The 23,862-nt window shown below is 68.6% G+C and carries 21 protein-coding genes and 1 pseudogene; 11 read left to right on the forward strand and 11 right to left on the reverse strand.

Going from position 1 to position 23,862, the window contains the following annotated elements:
* Positions 1–92 precede the first annotated feature (92 nt).
* Complete coding sequence (locus VGR67_03745; protein ID HEV8335510.1) at positions 93–1,763, reverse strand: alkaline phosphatase family protein; 1,671 nt, start codon at positions 1,761–1,763, stop codon at positions 93–95.
* Positions 1,764–1,817: 54 nt separating this feature from the next.
* On the opposite strand from VGR67_03745, the gene VGR67_03750 reads away from it, so the two are divergent.
* From VGR67_03750 to VGR67_03760, 3 genes and pseudogenes are all read left to right on the forward strand, one after another.
* Entirely contained in the window at positions 1,818–2,678 is an 861-nt protein-coding gene (locus tag VGR67_03750; protein HEV8335511.1) for a dihydroorotate dehydrogenase electron transfer subunit, read from the forward strand.
* Entirely contained in the window at positions 2,675–3,622 is a 948-nt protein-coding gene (locus tag VGR67_03755) for a dihydroorotate dehydrogenase (protein HEV8335512.1), read from the forward strand. Before VGR67_03750 ends, VGR67_03755 begins: the two co-directional genes overlap by 4 nt.
* A gap of 98 nt (positions 3,623–3,720) precedes the next feature.
* Positions 3,721–4,053, forward strand: a pseudogene (locus VGR67_03760) (septal ring lytic transglycosylase RlpA family protein).
* A 95-nt stretch (positions 4,054–4,148) separates the two neighbouring features.
* Here VGR67_03760 and VGR67_03765 read toward each other — a convergent pair.
* Complete coding sequence (locus tag VGR67_03765) at positions 4,149–4,604, reverse strand: thioredoxin family protein (protein HEV8335513.1); 456 nt, start codon at positions 4,602–4,604, stop codon at positions 4,149–4,151.
* Positions 4,605–4,716: 112 nt separating this feature from the next.
* Between VGR67_03765 and pyrF the strand changes: the two genes are divergently transcribed.
* The 4 genes from pyrF to VGR67_03785 all read left to right on the forward strand — a co-directional run bounded on the left by pyrF (position 4,717) and on the right by VGR67_03785 (position 8,284).
* Positions 4,717–5,433, forward strand: a complete 717-nt coding sequence (pyrF, locus tag VGR67_03770; GenBank protein HEV8335514.1) for an orotidine-5'-phosphate decarboxylase — start codon at positions 4,717–4,719, stop codon at positions 5,431–5,433.
* Positions 5,434–5,534: 101 nt separating this feature from the next.
* Complete coding sequence (locus tag VGR67_03775; protein HEV8335515.1) at positions 5,535–6,293, forward strand: MBL fold metallo-hydrolase; 759 nt, start codon at positions 5,535–5,537, stop codon at positions 6,291–6,293.
* Positions 6,294–7,151, forward strand: a complete 858-nt coding sequence (locus VGR67_03780) for a hypothetical protein (GenBank protein HEV8335516.1) — start codon at positions 6,294–6,296, stop codon at positions 7,149–7,151.
* Entirely contained in the window at positions 7,148–8,284 is a 1,137-nt protein-coding gene (locus tag VGR67_03785) for a patatin-like phospholipase family protein (GenBank protein ID HEV8335517.1), read from the forward strand. The genes VGR67_03780 and VGR67_03785 overlap by 4 nt, the downstream gene beginning before the upstream one ends.
* Before the next feature lie 92 nt (positions 8,285–8,376).
* On the opposite strand, the gene smc is transcribed toward VGR67_03785, so the two are convergent.
* The 5 genes from smc to VGR67_03810 form a co-directional block, all read right to left on the reverse strand.
* Entirely contained in the window at positions 8,377–11,925 is a 3,549-nt protein-coding gene (gene smc / locus VGR67_03790) for a chromosome segregation protein SMC (protein HEV8335518.1), read from the reverse strand.
* 257 nt (positions 11,926–12,182) lie between these two features.
* Positions 12,183–13,190 (reverse strand): polyprenyl synthetase family protein, encoded by a 1,008-nt coding sequence (locus VGR67_03795; protein ID HEV8335519.1) that lies wholly within the window; start codon positions 13,188–13,190, stop codon positions 12,183–12,185.
* A gap of 31 nt (positions 13,191–13,221) precedes the next feature.
* Positions 13,222–13,881, reverse strand: a complete 660-nt coding sequence (locus VGR67_03800) for a carboxypeptidase-like regulatory domain-containing protein (GenBank protein ID HEV8335520.1) — start codon at positions 13,879–13,881, stop codon at positions 13,222–13,224.
* 13 nt (positions 13,882–13,894) lie between these two features.
* Entirely contained in the window at positions 13,895–14,386 is a 492-nt protein-coding gene (locus VGR67_03805; GenBank protein HEV8335521.1) for a YajQ family cyclic di-GMP-binding protein, read from the reverse strand.
* 61 nt (positions 14,387–14,447) lie between these two features.
* Entirely contained in the window at positions 14,448–15,140 is a 693-nt protein-coding gene (locus tag VGR67_03810) for an outer membrane lipoprotein carrier protein LolA (GenBank protein HEV8335522.1), read from the reverse strand.
* Between the two features lie 67 nt (positions 15,141–15,207).
* Here VGR67_03810 and VGR67_03815 point away from each other — a divergent pair, with 67 nt between their 5' ends.
* Positions 15,208–16,428 carry a tetratricopeptide repeat protein gene (locus VGR67_03815; GenBank protein ID HEV8335523.1) on the forward strand — a complete coding sequence of 407 codons (1,221 nt, stop codon included), beginning with the start codon at positions 15,208–15,210 and terminating at the stop codon, positions 16,426–16,428.
* Positions 16,425–18,152 (forward strand): CRTAC1 family protein, encoded by a 1,728-nt coding sequence (locus VGR67_03820; protein HEV8335524.1) that lies wholly within the window; start codon positions 16,425–16,427, stop codon positions 18,150–18,152. The genes VGR67_03815 and VGR67_03820 overlap by 4 nt, the downstream gene beginning before the upstream one ends.
* On the opposite strand, the gene VGR67_03825 is transcribed toward VGR67_03820, so the two are convergent.
* Complete coding sequence (locus VGR67_03825; GenBank protein HEV8335525.1) at positions 18,136–19,257, reverse strand: molybdopterin-dependent oxidoreductase; 1,122 nt, start codon at positions 19,255–19,257, stop codon at positions 18,136–18,138. The two genes, VGR67_03820 and VGR67_03825, sit on opposite strands and share 17 nt — an antisense overlap.
* 130 nt (positions 19,258–19,387) lie before the next feature.
* Between VGR67_03825 and VGR67_03830 the strand changes: the two genes are divergently transcribed.
* Together VGR67_03830 and VGR67_03835 are read left to right on the forward strand one after the other, a co-directional pair.
* A complete protein-coding gene (locus tag VGR67_03830) occupies positions 19,388–20,680 on the forward strand; it encodes a tetratricopeptide repeat protein (GenBank protein ID HEV8335526.1) in 1,293 nt (430 codons plus the stop codon).
* 137 nt (positions 20,681–20,817) lie between these two features.
* Positions 20,818–22,098 (forward strand): tetratricopeptide repeat protein, encoded by a 1,281-nt coding sequence (locus tag VGR67_03835; protein ID HEV8335527.1) that lies wholly within the window; start codon positions 20,818–20,820, stop codon positions 22,096–22,098.
* A 36-nt stretch (positions 22,099–22,134) separates the two neighbouring features.
* On the opposite strand, the gene VGR67_03840 is transcribed toward VGR67_03835, so the two are convergent.
* From VGR67_03840 to VGR67_03850, 3 genes are read right to left on the reverse strand one after another with little or no spacing between them, the layout of a single operon-like run.
* Entirely contained in the window at positions 22,135–22,728 is a 594-nt protein-coding gene (locus VGR67_03840; protein HEV8335528.1) for a cysteine dioxygenase family protein, read from the reverse strand.
* A 24-nt stretch (positions 22,729–22,752) separates the two neighbouring features.
* Positions 22,753–23,361: a DedA family protein gene (locus VGR67_03845; protein HEV8335529.1), complete on the reverse strand. Its 609-nt coding sequence runs from the start codon at positions 23,359–23,361 to the stop codon at positions 22,753–22,755.
* A 13-nt stretch (positions 23,362–23,374) separates the two neighbouring features.
* Positions 23,375–23,830 (reverse strand): hypothetical protein, encoded by a 456-nt coding sequence (locus VGR67_03850; protein ID HEV8335530.1) that lies wholly within the window; start codon positions 23,828–23,830, stop codon positions 23,375–23,377.
* Positions 23,831–23,862 lie beyond the last annotated feature (32 nt).

Raw genomic sequence — 23,862 nt, forward strand, 5'->3', positions numbered from 1 at the left:
CGGGTCCAGGCTCATGTTCGCTTCCCTTTCTGACCTCTCGGGATCAGTTTGAAGGTGAATCGTCCGCTATTCTAGCATCGGCGCGGGATCTGTCAAGGATCAAATCCGGCGCCCGCGCCGCCCTCGTAGGAGGGGATCAGAAGAATCGGGTTGTCGGCCGTGAAGGCGCGCTCGAAGAGACGCGTCAGGACGTGGCCGTCCATGTCCATGGCGATCGGAAGCCTCTGGAGGTACAGGAGGGTCGGGACGAGGTCCAGGACCGACGCCTTCCCCAAGGGGAGCCCGTGCCGGATGCCCGGCCCCACGGCGAGGATCAACCCGTCGGGGCCGCGGGCGTGGACCCCGCGCTCGAGGCGGCTTCCCTCCAGCCACCCGCTCAGCCGGCGCGGCAGGGTCGGCGGCTCGATCCCGTGGGGCGAGATTACCAGGACGACCGCCTGTCCCGGCTTCGGCTCGCTCGCCAGCTCCTCCCCCAGAAAAAGCCCGAGCCAGTCATCCAGGAATCGATAGTAGCGCTCGAGGACGGCGCCGTAGCGCTCCACCTCTTCGGCCGGGACGTTGCCGAATCCGGAGGGCATGCTGTAGCGCAGGAATAAGTGGGAGACGCGATCCAGGCCCGGCAGGACCACGATGACCGACTGGGACGGGCGGCCCTGCCAGAGCGCCAGGCCGGCGGCGGCGACGTCCTGGTCCTGGCGCAGCGCGCGGCGCAATTGTCGCGCCAGGACGCCCGTCCCCGGCGGTGCGGCCATCTCCGGATCGAGGAACCGATCGAGGCGGATGTCGGGCAATCTTCCCGCCGGCGGCGCCGCGCCGGCGCCGCCCGCCTCGTCGATCGATCGGCCGGCGCCTCGCATGATCTGCGCCAGCGACAGGGCCCTCGATTCGCCGGAGCCTTGCGGCGCGCGCCGCATCCCGAAGGCGCGCGACAGGCGGTGGAATCCGAACCCTCGCGGGGCCAGGCGGATTTCGCCTCCTCCCCCCGGCAGCCGGTATCGATCGACCCCCAGGATTCCGTGCTTTTCCGGGAGCTTTCCGGTCCACAGGCTTTGCCAGACGGCGGGCACGACGCAGGGCTTGAAGGGGGAGAGCCTGCCGTGTGCCCCCTGCCGCAGAAGGCGGGAGAACCAGGGGAGCTTTCCCTGGGCGACCAGGGGAAGCACCTGGTCGAGCGTCGCCCCGCCGATTCCCACGATCAGGATTCGCGGCGTCCCTTCCGGGGCCCGGAACGCTTCAGCGGTCGACGGAACCCAGGCCCCCATGGCGGCCGGCCGGAGAAGCAACACGCCGACGGGGAGGGCCACCAGACAGAAGTGACAGCAGGCGCGCGCCGCGCGGAGCCGCCGGATTCCGGGGAACGCGGCAGCGATCGCCAGCCAGACGGCGACCAGCGAAACAAGGGCGGCCGCCGCTCTCACCCGGAACAGCGCCTGCGGAGGAACCATCGCCGAGAGCAGGCTGCCGTTGAACCAGTAAATGCCGGCCACGATCGCCAGATCGGCCGCGACGAAGCCGTAGAGCACTTTGAAGGGAAGCCCCCGGAGCCGGAGCGGACGCCGCGCGAACAGGCGCAGGAACCGATAGGCCACCGGGAGGCCGATCCCGGCCTCAAGCGCCAGCACGAGGATCATCGGGACGAAGCCGGCGAAGACCCGAGGACGCGACGGCAGACCCGGATTCAGCAGCAGGGCCAGCAGCGCGAGGAAGAGGGCGGCGTAGATTCCGGCGAGCAGCGCAGGCGGGATTAACCGGAGGAACGCCATGCCGCGGCATGGTAGCATAGGGCGCGATTTACATTTCGAGAGGCATCTGGTAGGATGCGCCGCGAAATCGCGCACGGCAGCCTTCTCCGGGAAGCCAACATTCCTCCCACGAGCTCGCTCCTCGATCCGATCGCGCCGGTCCTTGAGAATCGTCCCCTTGGCGCCGATCACTTCCTCCTGACCCTGGCTTCCCCTTCGATCGCCGCGGCGGCCCGGCCCGGCCAATTCGTGATGGTGCGCTTGCCGGATCGTCTCGATCCGCTGCTCGCCCGTCCGATGAGCCTCCACGAAGCCCTGCCCCCCGAAGAGAGCCTTCCCGGTAGAATCCGGATCCTTCACAAGGTGGTCGGGAAGGGGACTTCCCTCCTCGCGTCGTTGGCTCCAGGCCAAAGCCTCCACCTCCTCGGGCCTCTGGGCCGGCCGTTCGAGATCCCCTCGCCGGGCGGATCGGATCGCGCCTTGATGGTCGCGGGAGGCGTCGGGATCGCCCTCTTCCCCTTTCTGGTCCCGGCCCTGCTTGCGGGAGGGTGGAAACCGATCCTTCTGTTCGGCGCCCGGAGCGCGCCGGATCTCGTGACCCGGGACGCCTTTTCCCGCCACGGCGTCGAGGTGCTCACCGCGACGGAAGACGGCTCGCACGGAACCCGCGGCCGGGTGACCGCGCTCCTCGAGGAGAGGCTCGCCGGCGCGGGCATGATCTACGCGTGCGGCCCCGACCCGATGCTCCGGGCGGTGAGCCGCCTCGCCAATGCCGCCGCCGTTCCCTGCCAGCTGTCGCTGGAATCGGCGATGGGATGCGGCTTCGGCGTCTGTCTCGGATGCGTCGTCCCGGTGCGTCGCGCGGAGGGCCAGGCTTACGCCCGGATCTGCGTGGAGGGGCCCACCTTCATGGCGACGGAGGTGATCTGGGAATGAGCTCTCTCCCCTCCCTCGCGGTGCAGCTCGGTCCTCTCCGGCTGAAGAACCCGGTGATCACCGCCTCGGGGACGTTCGGCTACGGGACCGAGTTCCTTCCCTACCTGGATCTCGGAAGGCTCGGGGGAATCTGCGTCAAGGGGCTGTCGCTCGCGCCGCGCCTGGGCAACCCGCCGCCGCGCACCTGCGAGACTCCCGCCGGAATGCTCAACGCCATCGGTTTGGCGAACGTCGGGGTGGAGGAGTTCGTGACGCACAAGCTCCCGCCCCTCCGCGCCTTCGACACGGCGGTGATCGCCAACATCTTCGGGGAAACGGTGGAGGAATACGCCGAGGTGGCCCGCATCGTCTCCGCCGCGCCGGGGATGGCGGCGGTGGAGCTGAACATCTCCTGCCCGAACACCGAGCGCGGCGGCCGCGTCTTCGGGTGCGATCCCGACGGCACCCGCCGCGCCGTGGCGGCGGTCCGGAAGGTATGCCCCCTTCCCCTGATCGTCAAGCTGACTCCCAACGTGACCGACATCGTCGCCATCGCGCGCGTCGCCGTGGACAGCGGGGCGGACATCTTGTCGCTCGTGAACACCTTCCTCGGGATCGCCGTCGATCTGGATCGCCGCCGGCTCGTCCTCGCCAACGGCGTGGGCGGGGTCTCGGGGCCCGCGATCAAGCCCCAGGCGCTCTACCTGGTGCACCGGGTCTGCAGCGCCATGAACGTGCCGGTGATCGGCATGGGAGGGATCCTGACGGCCCGCGACGCCCTGGAGTTCCTGCTGGTCGGGGCGGGGGCGATCCAGGTGGGCACCGCGAACTTCCTCGATCCCGCCGCCTCGATCAAGATCCTGGACGGGATCGGCGAGTTCCTCGCCGTGCGGGGCATCCCCGACGTCAACGACCTGGTGGGGGCGCTCGAGAGCCGATCCCCCAGGGCGGAATTCTCGACTTGATCATCCTCCGGAGGTGAAGGGTGAGAGCCGCGGGCCGCCGCTTCGTTCCGCTGGCGGCCGCTCCGATCCTGCTCCTATGGAGCGCCTGCGGCCGCCCGCCGGTCTCGCCCGCGCAGCTCACCGTTTTCCGCCAGGTGGGAGAAGCCTCCTGGTACGGCCCCACGTTTCACGGCAAGACGACCGCCAACGGCGAGCGCTACAACATGCTCGAGATGACCGCGGCGCACCGGACGCTTCCCTTCAACACCCTGGTGCGCGTCACCAATCTCCAAAACGGGTTCAGCACCGTGGTCCGGATCAACGATCGCGGCCCCTTTTTGAAGGGCAGGATCCTGGATCTCTCCTACACCGCGGCGCGGGCCCTCGGCGCCAATGGTCCCGGGGTGATTCGCGTTCGGATCGAGGTCGTCGGGAAGGCGGTTCGGCCGTGACTTGGGCTGGGCTCCGGCGGCGACTCACGGCCAGGACTTGGAAGGGAACGAATCCGCGGCCCGGGCGATCGAGCGAGCCGGGTCGCCCGCTCGATTCACGGGGCCGGCGCCGATCCGAAGCCGAACAGGCGCTGGAGATCGCCGTACGTCGCCTCGCCCTCCCGGATCATCGCCCCGTCGGGCCCGAAGAGCCTCAGAAAGGGAAGATCCTGGACTCCTTGCTGCGCCGCGACCGGGTGACTCCAGTCGACGATGTCGATTTTCCGGACGGCGAGATCGGGGCGCCGGCGCGCCAGCTCGACGAGCTGCGGCGAGAGCTCCCGGCAGGGCGGACACCAGTCGGCATAGTAATCGAAGAGAGTGTACTTCCCCGGGACGAGGTAATCGCGCAGGTTGACCGGCTCCCCTTTGGAAATCACCCGGACATCGGCCCCCGGCGCGACGTCCGCGCCGCCTCCTCCCCGGGCGAGCAGGCGGTACGCCCCCGTCCCGGCCGCCACGGCCGCGGCGCCCGCCAACAGAATCGGAATCCACCCGGCGCGTTTCCTCACCCCGGCTCCTCGTCGATGCCTGCGATTATCGGGGCCGGAACGGGCTCCGTCAAGGAGCCGCAGCCGGCGTCTTCTTGAACCGAATCGCGCTTTCGGAGAGAATCCTGACGCCATGAAGGGAAAAGCGGAGATCATCGTCGCGCTGGACACGCCGTCACGGGATCGCGCCCTGGAGCTGGTGCGCATCCTGCGGGGGCAGGTGGCGCTCTTCAAAGTCGGCCTGGAGCTCTTCACCGCCGCGGGGCCCGCCGTCGTGAAGGAGATCAAGGGACTCGGAGTCGAGATCTTCCTCGATCTGAAATTCCACGACATTCCCCACACCGTCGCCCGGGCCGCCTGCGAGGCCGCCCGTCTGGGCGCCGCGATGATCGATCTCCATCTCTCGGGAGGCGAGACGATGATCCGGCGCGCGGTCGACGAGCTCGGCGCCTACTGCGGCCTCCACGGCATCCGCCGTCCGGCCTTGCTCGGAGTCACCGTCTTGACCAGTCTCGAGGCCGCCGACCTGGCAGCGCTGGGCATCGGGCGCTCCCCCGTCGAGCAGGTTCTCCTGCTCGCGGAAATCGCCCGGCGAGCCGGGCTCGACGGCGTGGTGACCGCGGGAAGCGAGCTGGACGCGCTGCGCCGGCGCTTCGGGGAGGACTGGCTTCTCGTCGTGCCGGGAATCCGACCGGCGGGCGCCGCCGCGAACGATCAGGCTCGCACGCTGACGCCGCGGGAGGCGGCCGAGGCGGGGGCCGACTACCTCGTTGTCGGGCGCCCCATCACCGGCGCCGAGGACCCCGCCGCCGCGACCCGCGCGATCCAGCAGACCCTCCGGCTGCGATGATTCCCGGCCCCGGGGGACGCGGGGGCCGAGGACGATTCTGATAGAATGGCCGCGCCACCGGGGGCGCGCCGCTGACCCCGGAGCCCGCCGGGGTCCAGGCCATGAAGATCACCTTTCTCGGAACCGGAACCTCCACGGGGGTGCCGGTGATCGGATGTCGCTGCCGCGTCTGCACCTCGGAAGATCCCCGCAACCGGCGGCTGCGGCCTTCGATCCTTCTCGAGTGGGACGGCCGCAAGGTCCTGATCGACTCATCGAGCGATTTCCGCCAACAGGCCCTGCATCACCAGATCGACCGTCTGGACGCCGTCCTGTACACGCACAGCCACGCCGATCACGTGATGGGCCTGGACGATCTGCGCATCTACAACTTCCGGCAGCGCGCCCACCTGCCGGTCTACGGGAGCCCCGGAACGCTCGAGGAGATCCGCCGCACGTTCTGGTACGTCTTCACCGAGACGCAGGAAGGCGGCGGGAAGCCGCGTCTCGACCTGCTGCCGGTGGAGCGCCCGTTCGATCTCTTCGGAGCGCGGATCGAGCCGGTGCCGCTGGCGCACGGCGCGATGCAGGTGCTGGGCTATCGCATCGGGGGGTTCGCGTATTGCACCGACTGCAATCGGATCCCGGAGCCGTCGATGGCGGCCCTGGGCTCCCTGGACGTGCTCGTCCTCGACGCCTTGCGCCCTACCCCTCACCCGACGCACTTCTCCCTGCCCGAGACTCTCGCGATGCTCGATCTTCTCCGGCCTCGCCGCGCCTACCTGATCCACATGGGTCATGACCTGGAGCACGCCGAGACCGAGCGGACGCTGCCGGCTTCGGTGAAACTGGCCTACGACGGCCTCGTTCTCGAGATCTGATTGAAAAGGCCCCGCACCCTCGCCGCGCTACTCCTCCTGCTCGCCGGGACGGCCGTTTCGGCCGCGCCGCCGGCGGGCGATCCGCCGCTCACCAACGAAGATGTGGTGCGGATGGCGGCTTCCGGCCGCTCCGAGCCCGAGATCCTGGGCGTCATCGCCGCTTCCGCGGTCGACTTCGATCTGGAGCGGGACATGCTCGAGGAGCTGCGCCGCGCCGGCCTCTCCGAGACCATCCTGGCGGCCATGCGGGAGCGGCAGGCGGTCGCCGGCGCCCGTCCTCAGGCACCCCTTCCGGCGCGGCCGGAGCCGCCGCGCGGGACGCTTGCGCTGAGCTTCGTCCCTCTCGATGATCCGGGCGGAAAGGGAGCGCCTTCCTTCCGGATGGTGAAGAAGATTCCCCGTTGGGCGGTGCAACGGATGGGCATGGAAGAGAAGGCCGAGGTGGAGGATCTTGCTTGGTTCGTCGCTTGCGCGACGCCGGAGCACGTGCCGGATCACTGGCAGGACCGCTCGCCCGTCCATGAGCTCCGGCGCCACGAGATGCTGCGCTTCCTGCCGGGGAGCCGCGCCGAAAAAGTGAAAGGGTTCGAGATGCTCGCCCTGGTGCTTCCGGAGGCGCTCGAGCTGGCGGTTCCCGAGGGGACCCACTTCCTCGTGATCGGCGTGGCGGCCAAGATCGGCCCCGACTGGAGGCCGGTCGCCAGCGCCGAGCGGCGCGACGTCCCGATCGTCTCGGGCCGGACGACGCGGATCGTGGTCGGGGCAAAGGGAAGGCTCGCCGGGTCGGCGATGAAGGGCTTCAAGGAAGAGCAGGGGGTCACGATCGTGGAGGTGGGGCCGCCGGGAGGGAAGCCATGACACCGGTCTTGCCGCCCGCCGCCCCGGAGCGCGGCAAGCGGGCGCTGGTCCTCGTCGGGGGGGGCATCACGGGCGCGATGTACGAGTTCGGATGCTTGAGGGCCTTCGACGATTTCTTCGAAGGATCGTTCGCCTCGATCGACTTCGATATCTACATCGGAACGAGCGCCGGCGCCGTCGTCGCGACGCTCCTGGCGAACCGCGTCAGCCCCGGCTTCATCATGGACGTGATCGCCACGAGCCAGAAGCACCCGCTGAATTTCCGGCACGAGGACATCTTCCGGTTCGACTGGTTCAACTTCCGGCGCAGCCTGCGGCGGACGCTGCTCATGCTGCCGGCCGTCTATCGCTATTACCGGAGGCACCGGACGCCGTTCTCCCTCCAGAGCCTGCTTGGACTGATCCAGGAGAATCTCCCGTCGGGCATCTTCTCGATGCGGGACTACATCCGGTACCTCGACGGGCTCCTCCGCCAGATGGGACTCTGCGCCTCCTTCCGGGAGCTAAGCAAGGAGCTCTACATTCCGGCGATCAACCTGGATCGCGCCATGCGGACCGTGTTCGGCGACGAAGGCTCCCGCGACGTCCCCATCCCGAAAGCGATCGCCGCCTCTTCGGCGCTCCCCTTCTATTTCGAGCCGGTGTCGATCGACGGAGCCGATTACGTCGACGGAGGCACGGCGCAGCTCGCCCACGTCGACGTGGCCATCAACAAGGGTGCGGACCGGATCCTGGTCCTGAACCCGATCGTACCGATCCAGAACGATCAGGCCCGCGTCTGCATCCCCTCCTTCGCGGGAGGCTGCGCGCGCATCGCGGAAAAGGGCATCTCGTACGTCTGGGACCAGGCCTCGCGCATCAACAGCCATGAAAAGCTCGAGATGGTGATCGCGCGGCTCCGCGTCTCCCATCCCTGGGCCAAGATCGTCCTCATCGAGCCGACCGGGTCCGACACCGTCCTCTTCGCGCAGCACATCCTCAGCTACGCCTCGCGCATCCAGGTCCTGGACTACGGCTACCGATCGACGCGATCCTTCCTGCGGGAGCGGGGGGAGGAGATGCGGGAGATCTTCGCGCCCGCCCCCGAGACCGCCGCGACCCGCCTCGACGCGTCGCTCGCCGATCGCGGCTGAAGCGTCCGAGCGGCGCCGCGAGGTGCCTACGAAACTAGGTCAACCTCGAGGCCGGCGAGACGCTGGGCGGACAGGATTTTGGCGCGGCGAGGCTAGTTCTCCAACCTCATCGACACGACCTTCGAGATTCCGGGCTCTTCCATCGTGATCCCGTAGAGCAGATCGGCGGCCTCCATCGAGCGCCGGTTGTGCGTGATGACGATGAACTGCGTCTCCGGGGTCAAGTCGCGGAGCATTCGCGTGAAGCGCCCCACGTTCGCCTCGTCCAGAGGAGCATCCACTTCGTCCAGCACGCAGAAGGGCGAGGGGCGATAGCGGAACAGGGCGAACAGCAAGGCGACGGCCGTCATTGCCTTCTCCCCGCCCGACAGCAGAGTGATGCTCTGCAGCCGCTTGCCGGGGGGCGAGGCGGTGATCTCGATCCCGCACTCGAGCACGTCCTCGTCTTCCATGAGCCTCAGCTCCGCCTTGCCTCCCCCGAAGAGCGTGTGGAAGGTTTGATTGAAGCCTTCCTGGATCCTCTCGAAGGCCTCCAGGAATTTTTCGCGCGAAGTCCGGTTGATCTTGCGGATCGTGTCGTGGAGCGATTCGATGGAATCCTCCAGGTCTTTCTTCTGCTTCGCGAGGAACGCGTGACGTTCCTCCATCTCGCGGAACTGCTCGAGCGCCGCGAGGTTCACCGCGCCGAGGGTCTCGAGGCGGGCCTTGAGCTCCGCCACCTCCTGCTCGAGCTGCGCCGAGGAGATCTCCTGCTCCGGAAGGGGGAGGCCGCGGACGCCTCCCAGGGTCATGGCCAGCTCCTCCAGGCAGCTCGACTCCAGGTGCTTGAGCTCGACCGCGATCCGGGCCGCGGCGACGTCCGCCTCGGAAATCTTCGTCTTCACCTCGCCCACCAGGGACCGATCGATCTTCTCCGTCTGCTCCGCCTCGAGAAGCCCGCTCCGGACGGCGGCGAGATCCTTCTCGCGGCCTTCCAGCCGCGCCGCCGCCTCCGTGCGCGCGGCCTGACCGCCGCGCAAGCTCTCCTCCAGGCCGGCGGCGGCCGATTCGAGATTCCCCACCTGCTCCGAAGCCGCCTGTCCCTCCCCCTCGGCCCGGCGCATGCGCTCCTCTTCCTCCGCGACCTCCCGCTCCGCGGCAGCGATCTCCTCGTCACCGGCGCGGATCTTCTCCCGCTCCACCGCGACCCGGGAGCGGAAGGAGGCCAGCAGATCGCCGCCGGCCGCCGTCGCCGCGCGCGCCTCAACGACCCGGCGCGCCGCCTCGGCGATTTGCGTCTCGAGATCGGCGCGCTGGCCCTCCGCTTCCGACAAGGTGGCCGTGACCCGCTGCCGCTCGGAGAGGAGGTCCCCGGTTTCAGTCTCCAGGCGCTGTCTCTCCGCCGCGGCCAGATCGAGGGTCCTCCGCACTCGCGCCGCCTCTTCCTGCCGCTGATCCAGTCGGAGCGCCGCCTCCATCTTCTCCCGCTCCTTGTCGCGGATCTTCTCCTCCAGCGCCGCGATGCGATCCAGGATCGCCTTGCGGGCGGCGGCGCGCTCCTCCTGCTCGGATTCCAGCCGATCGCGCTCCTTTCTCGCCGCCTCCATCAGCCGGCCCTGCTCCTCCCGAGAGCGGCGCCGCAGGAGGATGCCCTCCTGCTCCGACTCGGGCGCTCCGCCCTGGATGAGCCCTCCGGCCTGGAGAAGATCCCCTTCGCGGGTGACGAAAGTCCATTCCGGATGCCGCGTGGCGAGATCGAGCGCGGACTCCAGATCGGAGACGAGCACCGTCTTCTGCAGGAGAGCCCGCAACGATCGCTCCAGGCCCCCCGAGCGGATTTTCTCCAGCAGGCGTCCGGCGCAGCGCGGATGGGAGGCCAGCTCCGCGGGCAGATCCGCCGGCTCCCGGGAACCTTCCCCGATCGGCAGGAAGGCGCACCGCCCGCCGCTCCCCTCGCGCAGGAACTCGACCGCGCGCAGCGCTTCCGCGGGCGCCTCCACCACCACCGCCCGCAGGACTTCCTTGAGCGCCGCTTCTGCCGCCGCCGTCCAGGCGGGGTCCACGTCCAGAGCGTCGGACACGCGGCCCTGAATCCGCAGCCTCCCTTCCCGCGCCCCGGTCAGGACGGCGGCGATCCCTCGCCCGCTTCCCGCCGAGCCGCCGGGGTCTTCCTCCAAGGCGCGGCGCCGCTCCTCGATCTGGGCCGTGGTTGCCGCGAGATCCTCGCGGCGGGCGGCGATCCCCGCCAGCGACTTGTCCTCCTGGGCGAGCGCCTCCTCGGCCCCTTCCCGCGCGCCCCGCAGCCTCTCCGCTTCCGAGCCGAGGGCCGCCCCGAGAACCGCGGCTTCGTCCAGCTCCACCCGGCGCTTCTCGAGATCCTCGCGGGCCGATTCGATTTCCTGCAGCAGGGTCCGCGATCGCTCCGTGTGGCTGCGCACCGCCTGCTCGAGCCGGTCGGCAAGACCGCGCGCCTCGGCCAGGCGGTCGAGCGCCGTCAGAAGCGCGGCGCGGCATTCCTCCGACGCGCGCTCGGCGTTCCCGAGGCTATCCACCCGCCGGCGCTGCTCCTCCTCCTTACCGTTGAGCTCGGCTTCCAGCGCCCGTGCGGCGTTCCGGCTCTCTTCGATCGCCGCGCGGCGCTCCCGCAGCCGCGCCGCCCGGTCCGCCAGCTTCCCGCGGATGCCTTCGACCTCGCCCGCCCAGCGCGCAATCGCCCGCCGCGCCTCCTCCCGCTGCTCGCCCGCCTGCTGCAGCAGGAGGCGGTTTCGATCCATCTCCCGATCGAGATCGTTCAGCCGATCCCGGCCGGCGCGCGCTTCGAGCTCGGTTTCCTCGAAGCGGCGGCGCAGAGATTCGACTTGAGATTCCGAGCGCGACAGGCGGGCCGAGGCCTCCGCCTCGCGATCGGCAAGCTCCCGGCGCGCGGCCGCCCCGCGGCCTTCCTCGAGATCCAGATCGTTCAGTCGCGTGCGCAGCAGCACGCCGCGGCGCGATCGGATCGCGTCCTGCAGGCGCTGGTAGCGGCGGGCGCGGGCTACCTGCCGGCGCAGCGAGCCCGCCTGCTTCTGGACCTCGGAGAGAATGTCGTGGATCCGCAGCAGATTCGCCTGGGTGGCCTCGAGCTTTCCCAAGGCCACCCGCCGCTTGGCCTTGTACCCGAGGATCCCCGCCGCCTCTTCGAAGAGGCCCCGCCGGTCCTTCGGCTTCGAGGCGAGGATCAGATCCACCTTCCCCTGCTCGATCACCGAATAGAGGCGCGAGCCCACGTTCGAGCGGGAGAGGGTCTCCTGGATGTCCTTGAGGCGGCAGCGCGAGCCGTTGAGGAGGTACTCGCTCTCCCCGCTGCGATACAGACGCCGCGAGACGAGAAACTCCTCGGGTTTCTCGGGACCGCCATTCGGTCCCAGGAAGCGCAGCGTCACTTCCGCCATCCCCAGCGGCTTGCGGGCTTCGCTCCCGTTGAAGATCACGTCGGCCATCCGCTCCGCCCGCAGCGACTTCGGGCTCTGATCCCCGAGAACCCAGGAAATCGCGTCGCCGATGTTGCTTTTCCCGCATCCATTCGGCCCCACGACCGCCGTGATGCCGTGCCGGAACTCGAACTGAGTCCGGCCATAAAACGATTTGAATCCATGCACTTCCATTCGGTCGAGAGTGAACATCGGCTCCCCGGGGAGATGGCGGCTTCGGAGCGGGGCATCCGCTCGTGGTCGGGGCGGATTCTAACGGAAAGAGCAAGGGGTGTAAAGATCGAAGCGCAGGATCTGGTGGGGGAATCGGTCCGCTTCCCTATTCGTGGTGGGGAAGCCTGCCCCGCGCCGGGGGCGCTTCGGGAAGGCCCTGCCGCTCCGCCCAGGGCCGTTCCGAGCGAATTCCCTGGGTTGGCGCGAGCTTCTTAATTCGGAGGTGAAGGATCGCTTCAGCGATCGCGGGACAGGATTAAGTCGGGCAAGCATTCCAAGGCGCGGCGGGCCAGGGAGTCGGGGAAGCCGGTCAGCTCCCGGCGGGCCCGCTCCCCATAGAGCCGCGCGATCTCACGGGTCCTTTCGAGGGTTCCGTTTTCGCGCACCAGCGCGACGATCTCGGCGCTGCCGACGCGCGAGAAATCGCGGTCCTCCAGGACCGCCCGGACCTTGGAGAGGTGCGCGGCGTCCCCCCGCTCGAGAAGGTAGATGAGCGGCAGGGTGAGCTTCCCCTCCCGCAGATCGGACGCGACCGGCTTGCCGAGCGTCTTCTCGTCGGCGGTGAAGTCGAGCATGTCGTCGACGATCTGAAACGACATCCCGAGGTTCATGCCGTAGTTGCGCAGCGCTTCCTCACGCTCCGGGCCCGCGCCCGCCAGCACGCCGGCCACGTGGCCGCATCCCGAAAAAAGGTAGGCGGTTTTCCGGCGCACGATTTCGAGCTGCTCCTCGGCGGTGACGTGCAGGTCGCCCACCCGGCGTGACTGAATCAGCTCCCCCTCGATCATGCGCAGGGTGATGTCGGCGAGGATCTTGATGATCCGCAGATCGTCGGCGGTGAGGGCCATCGACATCGATTTAATGTAGAGATAGTCGCCGAGCAGGACGGTGAGGCTGTTTCCCCACGTGGCGTTCAGCGAGGACCGGCCGCGGCGGAGCGAGGCTCCGTCGATCACGTCGTCGTGGACCAGCGTGGCGGTGTGGATGAACTCGAAGACGGAGGCGAGAAGGACGTCGCGCTCGCCGCGATAGCCGGCCGCCTGCGCCGAGAGGAGCAGAAGAAGCGGGCGGATGCGCTTGCCCCCGCCATTCGCCAGGTACGAGCCGAGCTCGTCGATGACGCCGATGTCGGAGCGGAGGTTGCGGCCGACCTCTTCCTCCACCGCCTTGAGCTTCTCCCCGACGAGCCCCAGGATGTCGGAAAGGACGAGCGCGCCCGCGGCGGGCCGTGCCAAGTCGGTCACCGGTGCTCCCTCATGAAGCGGTTCTCCGCTCTCAGCTCGCGCGCCCCGGGGGGAGAACGGGATCGTAACGACGCACCTTCAGGAGCTCGTCGGAGAGAAACTGGTAGCAGATTCCCTTGGCGTAATACCACCAGTTCTCGCGTCCCGGCAAATCCGAGAACGTCTCCCGGCGCTCCGGCAGTCCCAGCGAGCGCAGGATCCGGCCGCGGTTCGACTGCGCTCCGAACTCGTGGAGGAGCTCCTCCACCTGCCTCCAGTCGGGGTGATCGGGCACCACCTTGTCGACGACGAGCTCGGTCTTCGTCTTGATCGGCCGGGTGATGTCGACGTCTCCCGGGACGGCGTAACGGACTGGGTCGAATGTCTTGGGATCATAGAAGCGAAGGTAGAAGTAGTCCGATTTGCGATCCGGAAGGACTCTCAGCTCGAAGCGGCCCGACGCGTCGGTCTGGGCCCGGGCCTCCTCGATCTGCTTGGAGCCGGTGCTGAAGTGGAGCAGGCTGAGCGTCGTCTTCGTTTTGATCAGCCGGACGGGGTAGCCGGCGAGCGGCGCGCCCGCCTGGTCCTTGACCTCGCCGCGAATCACCACTTCGGCGGGAGCCTCCACGGCCTCCGCCCGTCCGGCGAGAAGGCACGCGGCGCACAGGACGGCCGCGATCCGGAACGCCTTGACGGCCGCCTGGAAGCCCATCCTGCCTCCTTGTCTAGCGATAGTTCTCGAACTGCATGTCGATCGCCAGCGAGCTGCCACGCAAGACCTGCATGATTCCCTGAAGGTCGTCCTTGCTCTTGCCGCGGACCCGGACCAGATCGCCCTGGATGGCCGCCTGCACCTTGCGGCCCGTGTTCTTGATGATCTTGACGATTTCCTTCGCCTGCTCGGTCGGGATCCCCTGCTGGAGCGCGATCTTCTGCCGCAAGGCGCCGCCGGCCGCCTCCTCGGGCTTGGAGAAGGTCAGCCCCTTCAAGGAGACTTTGCGCGCCGCCAAGCGCTGGCTGAGCATGTCCATGATGCTCTTCCGCTTGTACTCGTCGTCCGCGAGAAGCAGGATCTCGTGGCTCTCCCGGCGGACGTCGCTCTTGCTTCCCTTGAAATCGTAACGCGTGCGGATTTCCTTCATGACCTGCTGGATGGCGTTGTCCACCTCCTGCAAGTCGATCTTGCATACGATGTCGAAGGAGCTCTCCTGCGCCATATCCGATTGATTCTCCGGGTGAAATCGAGGCGCGGATTGTAGCACCGGCCTCTCGGACAGATCAAGGCGACGGGAAACCGGGGATGGCCTCGTCGCCCATCGTCTGGATGTCGACGCCGCGCGGAATCTTGTAGGTGAAGAGGCGATCGGACAGGTTCCGGACCGGCTGGACGTTCTCGAAGCGGTACTCCATCCGGTTGCCGAGAGGGTCCACGAGCTTGATCGAGCGGATCACTCCCGTCGCCTCCTCGACTTCGAGCGCCACCGAGTCGTACGGAAAGTCGGCGGCCTTCGGGGAGAGCTTGAGGAGCCATGCGCCGGGACGGACCGGCGAAGGCTCTCCCTCGATCCGGAAGTCGGCGGCGATCGGGCTGTTCCCGAGGAGGAGCCGCGTCGTCACCGCCCCCGCCTCGAGATCGCCCATTTTCCCGACCACGACCTGCCGGTCCTCCGGCAGGTACAGATAGGCGTGGCGGCCGTCCAGAACGGCGATCTTGCCGGCCGGCTTGCGGTATTCCCAGCGCATCCTTCCGGGAGGCTTGAGCCAGACGGTTCCCGATTCCTGCTGAGGCCGGCCCAAGGCCTTGGCGTCGAGCGTCTGCACGAACTGCGCCGTGATCCCGGGCGTGTCGCGATAAAACGACTGCATGCGCGCCAGCACCCTCAGAGCCCCCGCCTCGTCGGCGCGGAGTCCGGCCGCCGCCGTCGCGGCGAGCAGCAGGACTCCAATTCGGCCGGTAGCACGACCCGTCATCCCATTATTCTAGCACCCGATGGAGGCTCGCCCCCTTTCCGGGACCGGTTGGAGCGCCGCCCCGCGAGTGCTCTATAATCGCCGCATGGTGCCTTGCCATCCAGGCTTCTTCCGGCGTCCGGCTCTCGCCGTCTTCCTTCTCCTCCTGCCGTGGCTCGCGGCGTGCGGCAGGGGCGCGGGCTCCCCGCCCTCCCCCTCTTCGACGGCGGCGCCCGGCGGACCATCGGTCCGGGCGCAGGCCGAAAACCTGCTGCGACGCGGCGATCCGCGCGGCGCGATGGAGCTCTTGTCGCGGTATTCCGACCCTAAGGATCCGGACATCGCGTTTCTGCTCGGCGAGGCGGCACTGCGCAGCGGGCGCTACGCCCGGGCCGAGAAGGCCTTTCGAAGAGTTCTCGCCTCCCGGCCGGACGACCTCCCCGCGTCGATGCGCCTGGCCCGCATCGCGTTTCTCGAGGCCCGCTACGGCCCGGCCAGGGAGCAGCTCGACTGGATTCTGGCGCGCTCACCCGATCACGCCGAGGCCCGCGCCCTCCGCAGCCGGATCCGGCTCCGTACGGGCGACCTGAACGGCGCGGCCGCCGACGCGCGGCGCTGGTCGCAGCTCGCTCCCGACGCCGCCGAGCCGCTGCGAATTCTCGGGGCGGTCCAGCGCAAGCGCGGCGACCCGTCGGGCGCCGTGGAGGTTCTGAAGCGCGCCGTCGCCCTCGATCCCGCCGATCTGCCGTCCCGTCAGGAGCTGGCCAAGGCCTACTCCGAAGCCGGGCAGCCGGCCCTCGCCGAGGAGACCTCGCGCGAGGTCGCCCGCCTGGAGCGCCGCGAGCGCGAAGTTTCCCGCCGGCGCCTGGAAGCCAGCTACCATCGCGTGGCGGCGATTCAGGCTCTCGATCGCGGCAATCCGTCCCAGGCCCTGAAAAGCTATCAGGACGCGCTGTCGCACGATCCCGAGAACGTGGACCTCCTTCTCGAGGCGGGGGAGACGGCGCTCAAGGCGGGAATCCCCGCGGTCGCCGAGGAGTACCTCGATCGAGCCGTCAAGCTGGAGCCGTACCGGCCGGCGGTGCGTCGCGCCCGCGGCGAGGTGCTGCTCGAGCTCGGCAAGGCGGAGGCCTCCCTCGCCGACTTGTTGGAGGCGGCCCGCCTCGATCCGGGCGATCCCGCCGTTCATCGCTCCCTGGCGAAAACCTATGGCGTGCTCAACCGCCCCGAGGCCGAAGAGGAAGCGGCCCTGGCCGCGGATCTTGAGAAGGGCGCGGGCGTGCCGCCCCTTGCCGGGCCGACGCCTTGATCCGGGGCCGTCCGCCGCGCTGGCTAGGGACCGCCGTCCTGGCCCTGGCGCTGGCGGGCTGCCGGCGCGAGCCCCCCGCCACCTCCGCCCCGGCCGGGCCGCGCGCGGCCGCCGGGGCGGCGCTGTTCGAGGACGTCACCGAGCGCTCCGGCATCTCGTTCCGCCACACGACGGGGGCCACCGGAGAGAAGTACCTTCCCGAGACGATCGGGTCCGGCGTCTGCGTCCTCGATTTCGACTCCGATCGCCGTCCCGACATCTATTTCGTGAGCGGCTCGGAGCTTCCGCCCCCTTCCGGCGGCGGGGTCTCCCGGAACCGTCTCTATCGGAACCGCGGCGATGGGACGTTCGAGGACGTCACGGCCGCTTCGGGGACCGGCGCGCCGGGATACGGTCTCGGCTGCGCGGTCGGCGATTTCGACTCCGACGGCCGTCCCGATCTCTACGTGACCAACTTCGGGCCGAACGTCCTGTACCGGAATCGCGGCGACGGCACGTTCGAGAACGTCACCGAGTCGACCGGAACGGGCGATCCCTCCTTTTCCACCGGAGCCACGTTCGTGGACATCGACAACGACGGCGACCTCGATCTCTACGTGGTCAACTACATGACCTACCGCCTCGCGGACAACAAGTACTGCGGAGAGCTGAAGCCCGGGTTTCGCGCCTATTGCGGGCCCGAGAGCTACCCGGGCCGGGCGGACGTCCTCTATCGCAACGACGGCGGCCGCTTCACCGACGTGTCCCAGAGCGCCGGCGTGGCCGATCCCGAAGGCCGGGGCCTCGGAGTGGTGGCGTTCGACTACGATGCCGACGGCGACCAGGATCTCTACGTCGCCAACGACGGCATGGCCAATTTTCTCTACCGCAACGACGGCCGCGGACGCTTCCACGAAGTGGGATTGCTCGCGGGAGTGGCGCTGAGCGAAGAGGGCAAGACCCAGGCCGGCATGGGCGTCGATTACGGCGATTTCGACGGCGACGGCCGGCCGGACCTGTTCGTCGCCAACCTTTCCTTCCAGGCCTCGGCCCTCTATCGGAACAACGGCGACGGCACCTTCGACGAGAGGAGCTTTCCCTCGGGCCTGGCGGGGCCGACCCATCTCATGACCGGCTACGGCGCGGGATTCTTCGATTTCGACAACGACGGCTGGCCGGACCTCTTCCAGGCGAACGGCAACATGCTCGACAACGTCGAGCTGTATTACGACAACGTCACGTTCAAGGAGCCTTCCCAGCTCTTTCGGAACCGCGGAAACGGCACCTTCGAGGAGGTGACCCGGACGGCCGGGCCCGATCTCGCCGTGCCGCGCGTCGGCCGCGGATCGGCCTTTCTCGACTTCGACGGCGACGGCAACGTCGATCTCGTCATGTCGACGATGGGGGACGAGGCGCGGCTCTTCCGCAACCGCGGGATGGCCGGCCGCCATCATCTTGACCTCCTGTTGTCGGGGCGAGTCTCGAATCGCAGCGGTTTTGGCGCGCGGGTCGTTCTGCAGGCGGGGGGGCGGAGCCAGTCGCGCGAGGCCCACGCTTCCTCCGGATTCGCCTCGCAGTCGGAGTCGGGAGTTCACTTCGGGCTGGGGGAGGCGGCGCGGATCGATCGGCTGGAGGTGAAGTGGCCTTCCGGGAAGATCGACCGGATCCCTCCCCCCGCGGTCGATCGGACGGTCGAGATCGTGGAGGGGAGCGGGCGCGCCGTTCCCGTCAAGCCGGGACGATGATCGTCTTGTGATGGCACCAGTTGTTGACGTAGCCGGTGAGCGCGGAGGGATCCCGCTCCAAGGGCTGGCTTCTCCCCTTTCCGTCGGTGGCCCGGGCGACGATTTCGTGTTTTCCCGGGGAAGGAGTCCAGTCGTGGGTGAAGAGGGCCCAGGCGCACGGATCCCGGGATTCGAGCCTGGCGAGCTCCCACCTCGCTCCCCCGTCGACGCTCACTTCGACCTTGGCGATCCCCGACCCGCCCGACCAGGCCGCTCCAAAGACGCGATAGGCTCCCTTGCCCTTCTCCGGGAGGGGCTCGACCCGGGCAATCTGCGATTTCACGCGCTGCCGCAGGACCTCGCGGACCTGAGCCCCGGCCTCCGTCCGCTGCATCGCGACGTAGCGCTGGGTCTGGTAGAAACCGCGGAAGGGTTCGCGCACGACCGTGAGCCGGGCGAGCCATTTGACCTGGAGGACCCCGTAGAGTCCCGGCAGGACGACGCGGATCGGAAAACCGTGCTCCGGCGGAAGAGGCTTGCCGTTCATGCGAAGCGCCAGGATCGGCTGGACCTCGCCGACCAGGGGCAGAGGAATGCTGCGGGCGAACTGCAGGGGAATCGGCAGGAATTCGTCCAACCCGGCGTCGGAACCTTCCATGACCAGCTCGAGCGCCCCCCCTTTCGGCCGCGCCCGTTCGAGCAGCGGGGCCAGGAGCGGTCCGGACCATTCGGCGGTGCCCACCATCCCCCCTCCGACGCTCGAGCCCGTGCACTCGAAGGTCACTATACGGCGGACCGCGGGAAGCCGCCCGATCTCGGAGAGCGTCAGGCTGAAGGGACGCTCCACCCAGCCCGCGAGCTTGAGCCGGTAGGCTGCGGGATCGATCCGCGGGATCTCCATGTGACTGCGCAGGTAGAAACTCTCATTCGGGACCAGGAAGGAATCGAGCTGGTCGAACGGGAAGGCGCGGACCTTCTGGCCGGCCGAGCCGGTCGGCACGCTCAGTCCCCTGGCCTGGGCGGCCCACGGCCGGGCGAGCGGCAGCGAGGCGGCCACCGCCAGGCCGCGCGCGGCGGCAAGAAGGAAGCGGCGGCGCGCGACGGATCGGGGATTCGACTCTGCCATGGATGCCACCTACGGGTTCCAATTCCGACAGCATCTTATTCTACGCCAACCCCCTCCGCCTCGCGGGACGCGGCTTGACACTCCGGGCAGCGGCGTCGAGAATGACCGCGCCGCGCGCGGAGATCCTCACGTGAAATCTGCCTCCTGCGTCCTCCTCTGCATGATCCTGGCGTGCCTCGCGGGCTGCCGTCCGCAGCGCCACGACCCGCGGGTCGCCGAAGCCCGCCGCGCCCTCGACGCGGGCAACGCTGGCTCGGCGCTGGAGATGCTGCGCGGCCTGACCCGCGAGGGCCGGGAGTCGGGCGAGATCCACGATCTGATCGGCCTATCGCTGCGATCCTTGGGAAAGGACGACGAAGCGGAGAAGGAGTTCCTCGAAACCCTCAAGAGATTTCCCGGCGAGCCGGGGCCCTACGATCATCTGGCGTCGCTCTATTTCCAAAAAGGAAGATCGGCGGAGGCGATCCGTCTTTGGACCGATGCCGCGCGGCGCTTCCCCTCCTACGCGCCGGCGCCTTACAACCTCGGAAGCACCCTGCTCGCCGGAGGGCGTCCGAAAGAAGCGGTCGATTGGTTCGAGCGCGCTCTTGCCGTCGATCCCGATCTCACCGCGGCCCGCATCAATCTCGGCGCGGCCCTCCTCACCCTCGGCCAGGCGGCGCGCGCCGAAGAAGCCCTCCGGCAAGCGGCCCGGCGCGCCCCGTCCGATCCCGAGGTCGCGTTCAATCTCGGGGCGCTCTACACGTCGGTCCGCAAGACCGGCGAGGCGATCCGCGAGTTGCGCCGCGCGCTCGACTTGAGGAGCGATTTCCCGGAAGCCAGGGAGCGCCTGGGGACAGCCTATTTCTACGCCGGCCAGCCGCAGGAGGCGCTGCGGGAGTTCCGGGAGGCCCTGCGGCTTCGCCCCGATTTCGCCGACGCCCATTTCGGCTTGGCGGTCCTGCTGACCGAGGATGGGCACGAGGGCGAGGCGATTCGCGAGTACGAAAAGGTCCTGGAGATCCAGCCCTTGCACCCGGGGGCCACGACGAATCTCACCCTGCTCTACGCCCGCACCGCCTTGCCGCTCGCGCGCGCCGCCAATCGCGTCGCCGCGCTGGAGCTGTTCCGGCGGGCCATCCTCCGCCGGGACTGGCAGGGCGCATGGCAGCTCATCTCGAAGAGGTCCAGGGCGTTTTACCTGGACGATCCGGAGCGTTTCCGCACCGCCTTCCTTCGGGGGTTCGCCGATCCCAAGGTCATCGCCCGCGCGCAATCCGCCTCGTTCTTCCTTCAATACCTGGAGCCGCCGCACGTCGATCCCGGCTCGGGCCTCCCGTACGATCCGGCCCGCCTGGGCGCCATCCTCGATCCCGCCTCCGGCGAGTGGAAGGTCGATTTCTGGGTCGTGGAGGCTCTCCCCGCCCCCGATCTCTATCCGTGAGGCTTTCGGACGTTTGACAGGCCGGGGCCCGGCGATTAACATGGCGCTCTTGTGAGAAACCACGGCCGAAGCCCGATCCGCGCCACTTTCCCGGGATTTCCGCTTCCCGGCTCGGCCGCTCGACGGGTCGAACCGCGTTGAAGAAGCGCATCGCAGCGGCCGCGCTGGCCCTACTCCTTCTGCTGGCGGCTATCTCGGCGATCAGCTACGTCGGGAGCGGCGAAGCCGCCGTGCTGGATCCCCGTTTCGGGAATCCGGTGGTCCTTGCCCGAGGCTTCCACTTCCACGCCCCTTTCCTCAGCCGGGTGACCCACTACGACCTCGAGCCCCGCAAGGTCGAGGGCAAAGTGAAGGTGGAGACCCGCGACAACCTCAACTTCCGGGTGCTCTACAGCCTGAAGGCGGCGGTCGATCCGGACGCCTTGCTGGCGCTGCACGCGCGGCGCGCGGGGCGTCCTCTGTCGGCGGTGGTGCAGCAGCTGTCCGACGAGACGGTCCGCGGCGCCTCCTCCTTGCTGCGCGCCGACGAGATCCTCGGAACCGCTCCCCGCGAGCGCTGGGCCGCGGCGCTGGTCCCCCCGTCCAAGGAGCGCGGATTGAAGATCGAGGACATCCAGATCACCCCGGTGGAGCCGCGGGTGATGGTGAACACGGCGCTCGTGTACGAGCAGCGGCGGCTGCCGAACGCCGCGCTGCAGATCGCCAAGCTCGGAGTCCAGCGCTTCCCGAAAGAGGCGGGGGTCCACTACGGCCTGGGGCGCATCTACGAATATCAAGGGAGGACGGCCGAAGCGGAAGAGGAGTACATCCAGGCGCTCCTCCTGGACCCCGCCGCCCGCGAGCCGATGGGCCGGCTGATCGGCGCGCTCTTGAAGCGCCGGGAATTCGATCGGGCGCGCCGGCTGCTGGACGCCGCGCTGGAGAAGAACGCCGCCTCCGCACCCCACTACAACTGGCTGGGAATCACCCTGCAGCTCGAAGCGAAATACGACGAGGCCGAGCAGGCCATCCAGAAAGCGATCCAGCTCGATCCGAAGAATGCCAGCTATCGAGCCGGGCTCGGGGCGCTCTATCTCGCGAAAGGCGAACCGGCGCGGGCCGAGCAAGCGCTCAAGGAAGCGATCCGCCTGAAGCCCGACTTCGGCCTCGCCCTGTACAATCTGGGCGTCGCTCTGGCGATGTCCGGCAAGCCGGCGGAAGCCGTTCCCTTCCTCGAGCGCGCCGAGCAGACCGGGCCGGTCTCGGTGGGGCTGCTCAACGCCCTGGCGCGCGTCTATCAGGAGGCGGGACAGTCAGCCAAGGCAATCGCCGCCCTGGAGCGTTCCCTCAGGCTGCAGCCCGCCCAGCCGGAGCAGCAGAAGCTGCTCTCGCAGCTCCGCGCCAAGGGGGGCTCCCCGCCGCGCCGCAGCTCGCGCTGAGCCCAGGCCGCCTCCGCCCCTTCCCGCCGAAGCGTCTCAAAGAGAAAGCGGAATCAGGCTGTGGTAGGACAGGCTCCGGATCCCCCGCCGGTAGAAATCGCCGCCCAGCGGCTGGAAGACGTGGCAGGTCTCCAGGTTCCTGCCATAGACGTGAAGGCTGATGGCTACGTCGCGCGTCGCGTTGGCGATTTGATGATGCTCGACCGGCGGAATGAGGACGCCGCACGAACCCACCCCGGCGTGAATCACCTCCCCGGGCGTCATGCGAACCCGATCCCCCGATTCCTCCCGCAGCTCGTAGCGGGTGACCTCGACGAGCCCTTCATAGACTCCCTCCACGCACCAGACCCCGGCATGGTCGTGAATCGCCGTCGCCTGCCCGGGTCCCCACACCATGGCGACCAGCACGAAGCCGTCGCCGGCCTCGCGGTAGAGGAGGTGGCGCGCGTAGCCGTCCCGATCGGGGGCGCGCGCCGGCTCAGGGAGCCAGCCGGGCTGCGCGAGAAGGCGCGCCAGGCTCTCCTTCACCGACGCGATCTGCGCATCGAGCGGGACGCCGGATCCGAGACAGTCCCGCAGCTCGCCGATGAACCGCCGGAGCGCGGCGGCAGCCTTCACTTCGCCGGTCATTTCAGGTTCCTCCCTATTCCGGGCTCAGGATGATTCCTTCATCCGGGCCCGGAGGCTGTAGCGCAGGATCGTGAACGCCAGATAGCTCAAACAGAGGACTCCGAGAATCGAGCTGTAGGCCTTGAAAACTTCCTCGAGACGCTCCCAGGACGCGCCGAATCGATGCACGACCCAGGCCAAGAGGAGCACCCAGGCTAGGTTGCTCGCGTTGGCGCAGAAAAACGTGCTGGCCCATGGCATCCGGGCCGTCCCGGCGGCGTACAGAAAGAGCCCGCGCAGCACCGGGAGGAACCGGTTCACCAGAAGCAGCCGCCCCCCGTAGCGCCCCAAGTAACGCTCGAGCACCGGCAGCTGCGAGGCGGCGACCCGGGACCGTCTCAGGAAGAAATACGATTTCCCGAGGCGCGCTCCGATCCGGTAGGCCGCCTCGGCCCCCACGAGAGAGCCGATCAGCGCGGCGGCCACCACTCCGGCCCAGGGAAGGCGGCCGCTCCCTGCCAGGAAAAACCCCAGCAGGATCACCGTGTCGCCGGGCACCGGAGGGAAGAGATACTCCAGCGCGGCGGCGATGGCGATGACGGCGAGGCCGGCCGCGGGTCGTCCCAGATCGAAGATACGAATCCAGTCTTCCAACGGCGGCGAGCCTTCAGAGACGTTCCACGAAGTCGCCCAGGAAGGGAATGCGCCACTTCTCCCCTTCGAACGCCTTCAGGATGCAGGCCACGACCAACGCGAGCACTCCGAAGGCCGAGGTCATCAGGAGGATGAGAAAGAGCAATCCCAGCACCCAGGAAAAGTGCCAGAGGACCACGTTCGCGAGGATCATCCCGAACAGCGAGATCAGTGACACGCCGAACAGCAGCAGGCCTTGGCGCGCGTGCCACAGGACGAATTCCTTGCGGGCCGTCAGGTAGGGCACCAGCGCCAGGATCCCCAGATAGGCCAGCGCCAGGAGGATTCGATCCTGATCGGTCAGGGGAAGCTCCGCCGCCTCCGCCCGCCCCATCTCCTCGATCTCGTCATCGTCGTCCTCGACGGCCTCGAGCGGCGAGGGGTCGTCCGCCGGCTCCTCCTCGCTCTCGGCAAAGGGCCTTTCCTCCATGCCCACCTCCTCCGGCCTTTATAGATGAGAGG

It is taken from the genome of Candidatus Polarisedimenticolia bacterium (assembly GCA_036004685.1).
Lineage (GTDB): Bacteria > Acidobacteriota > Polarisedimenticolia > Gp22-AA2 > AA152 > DASYRE01.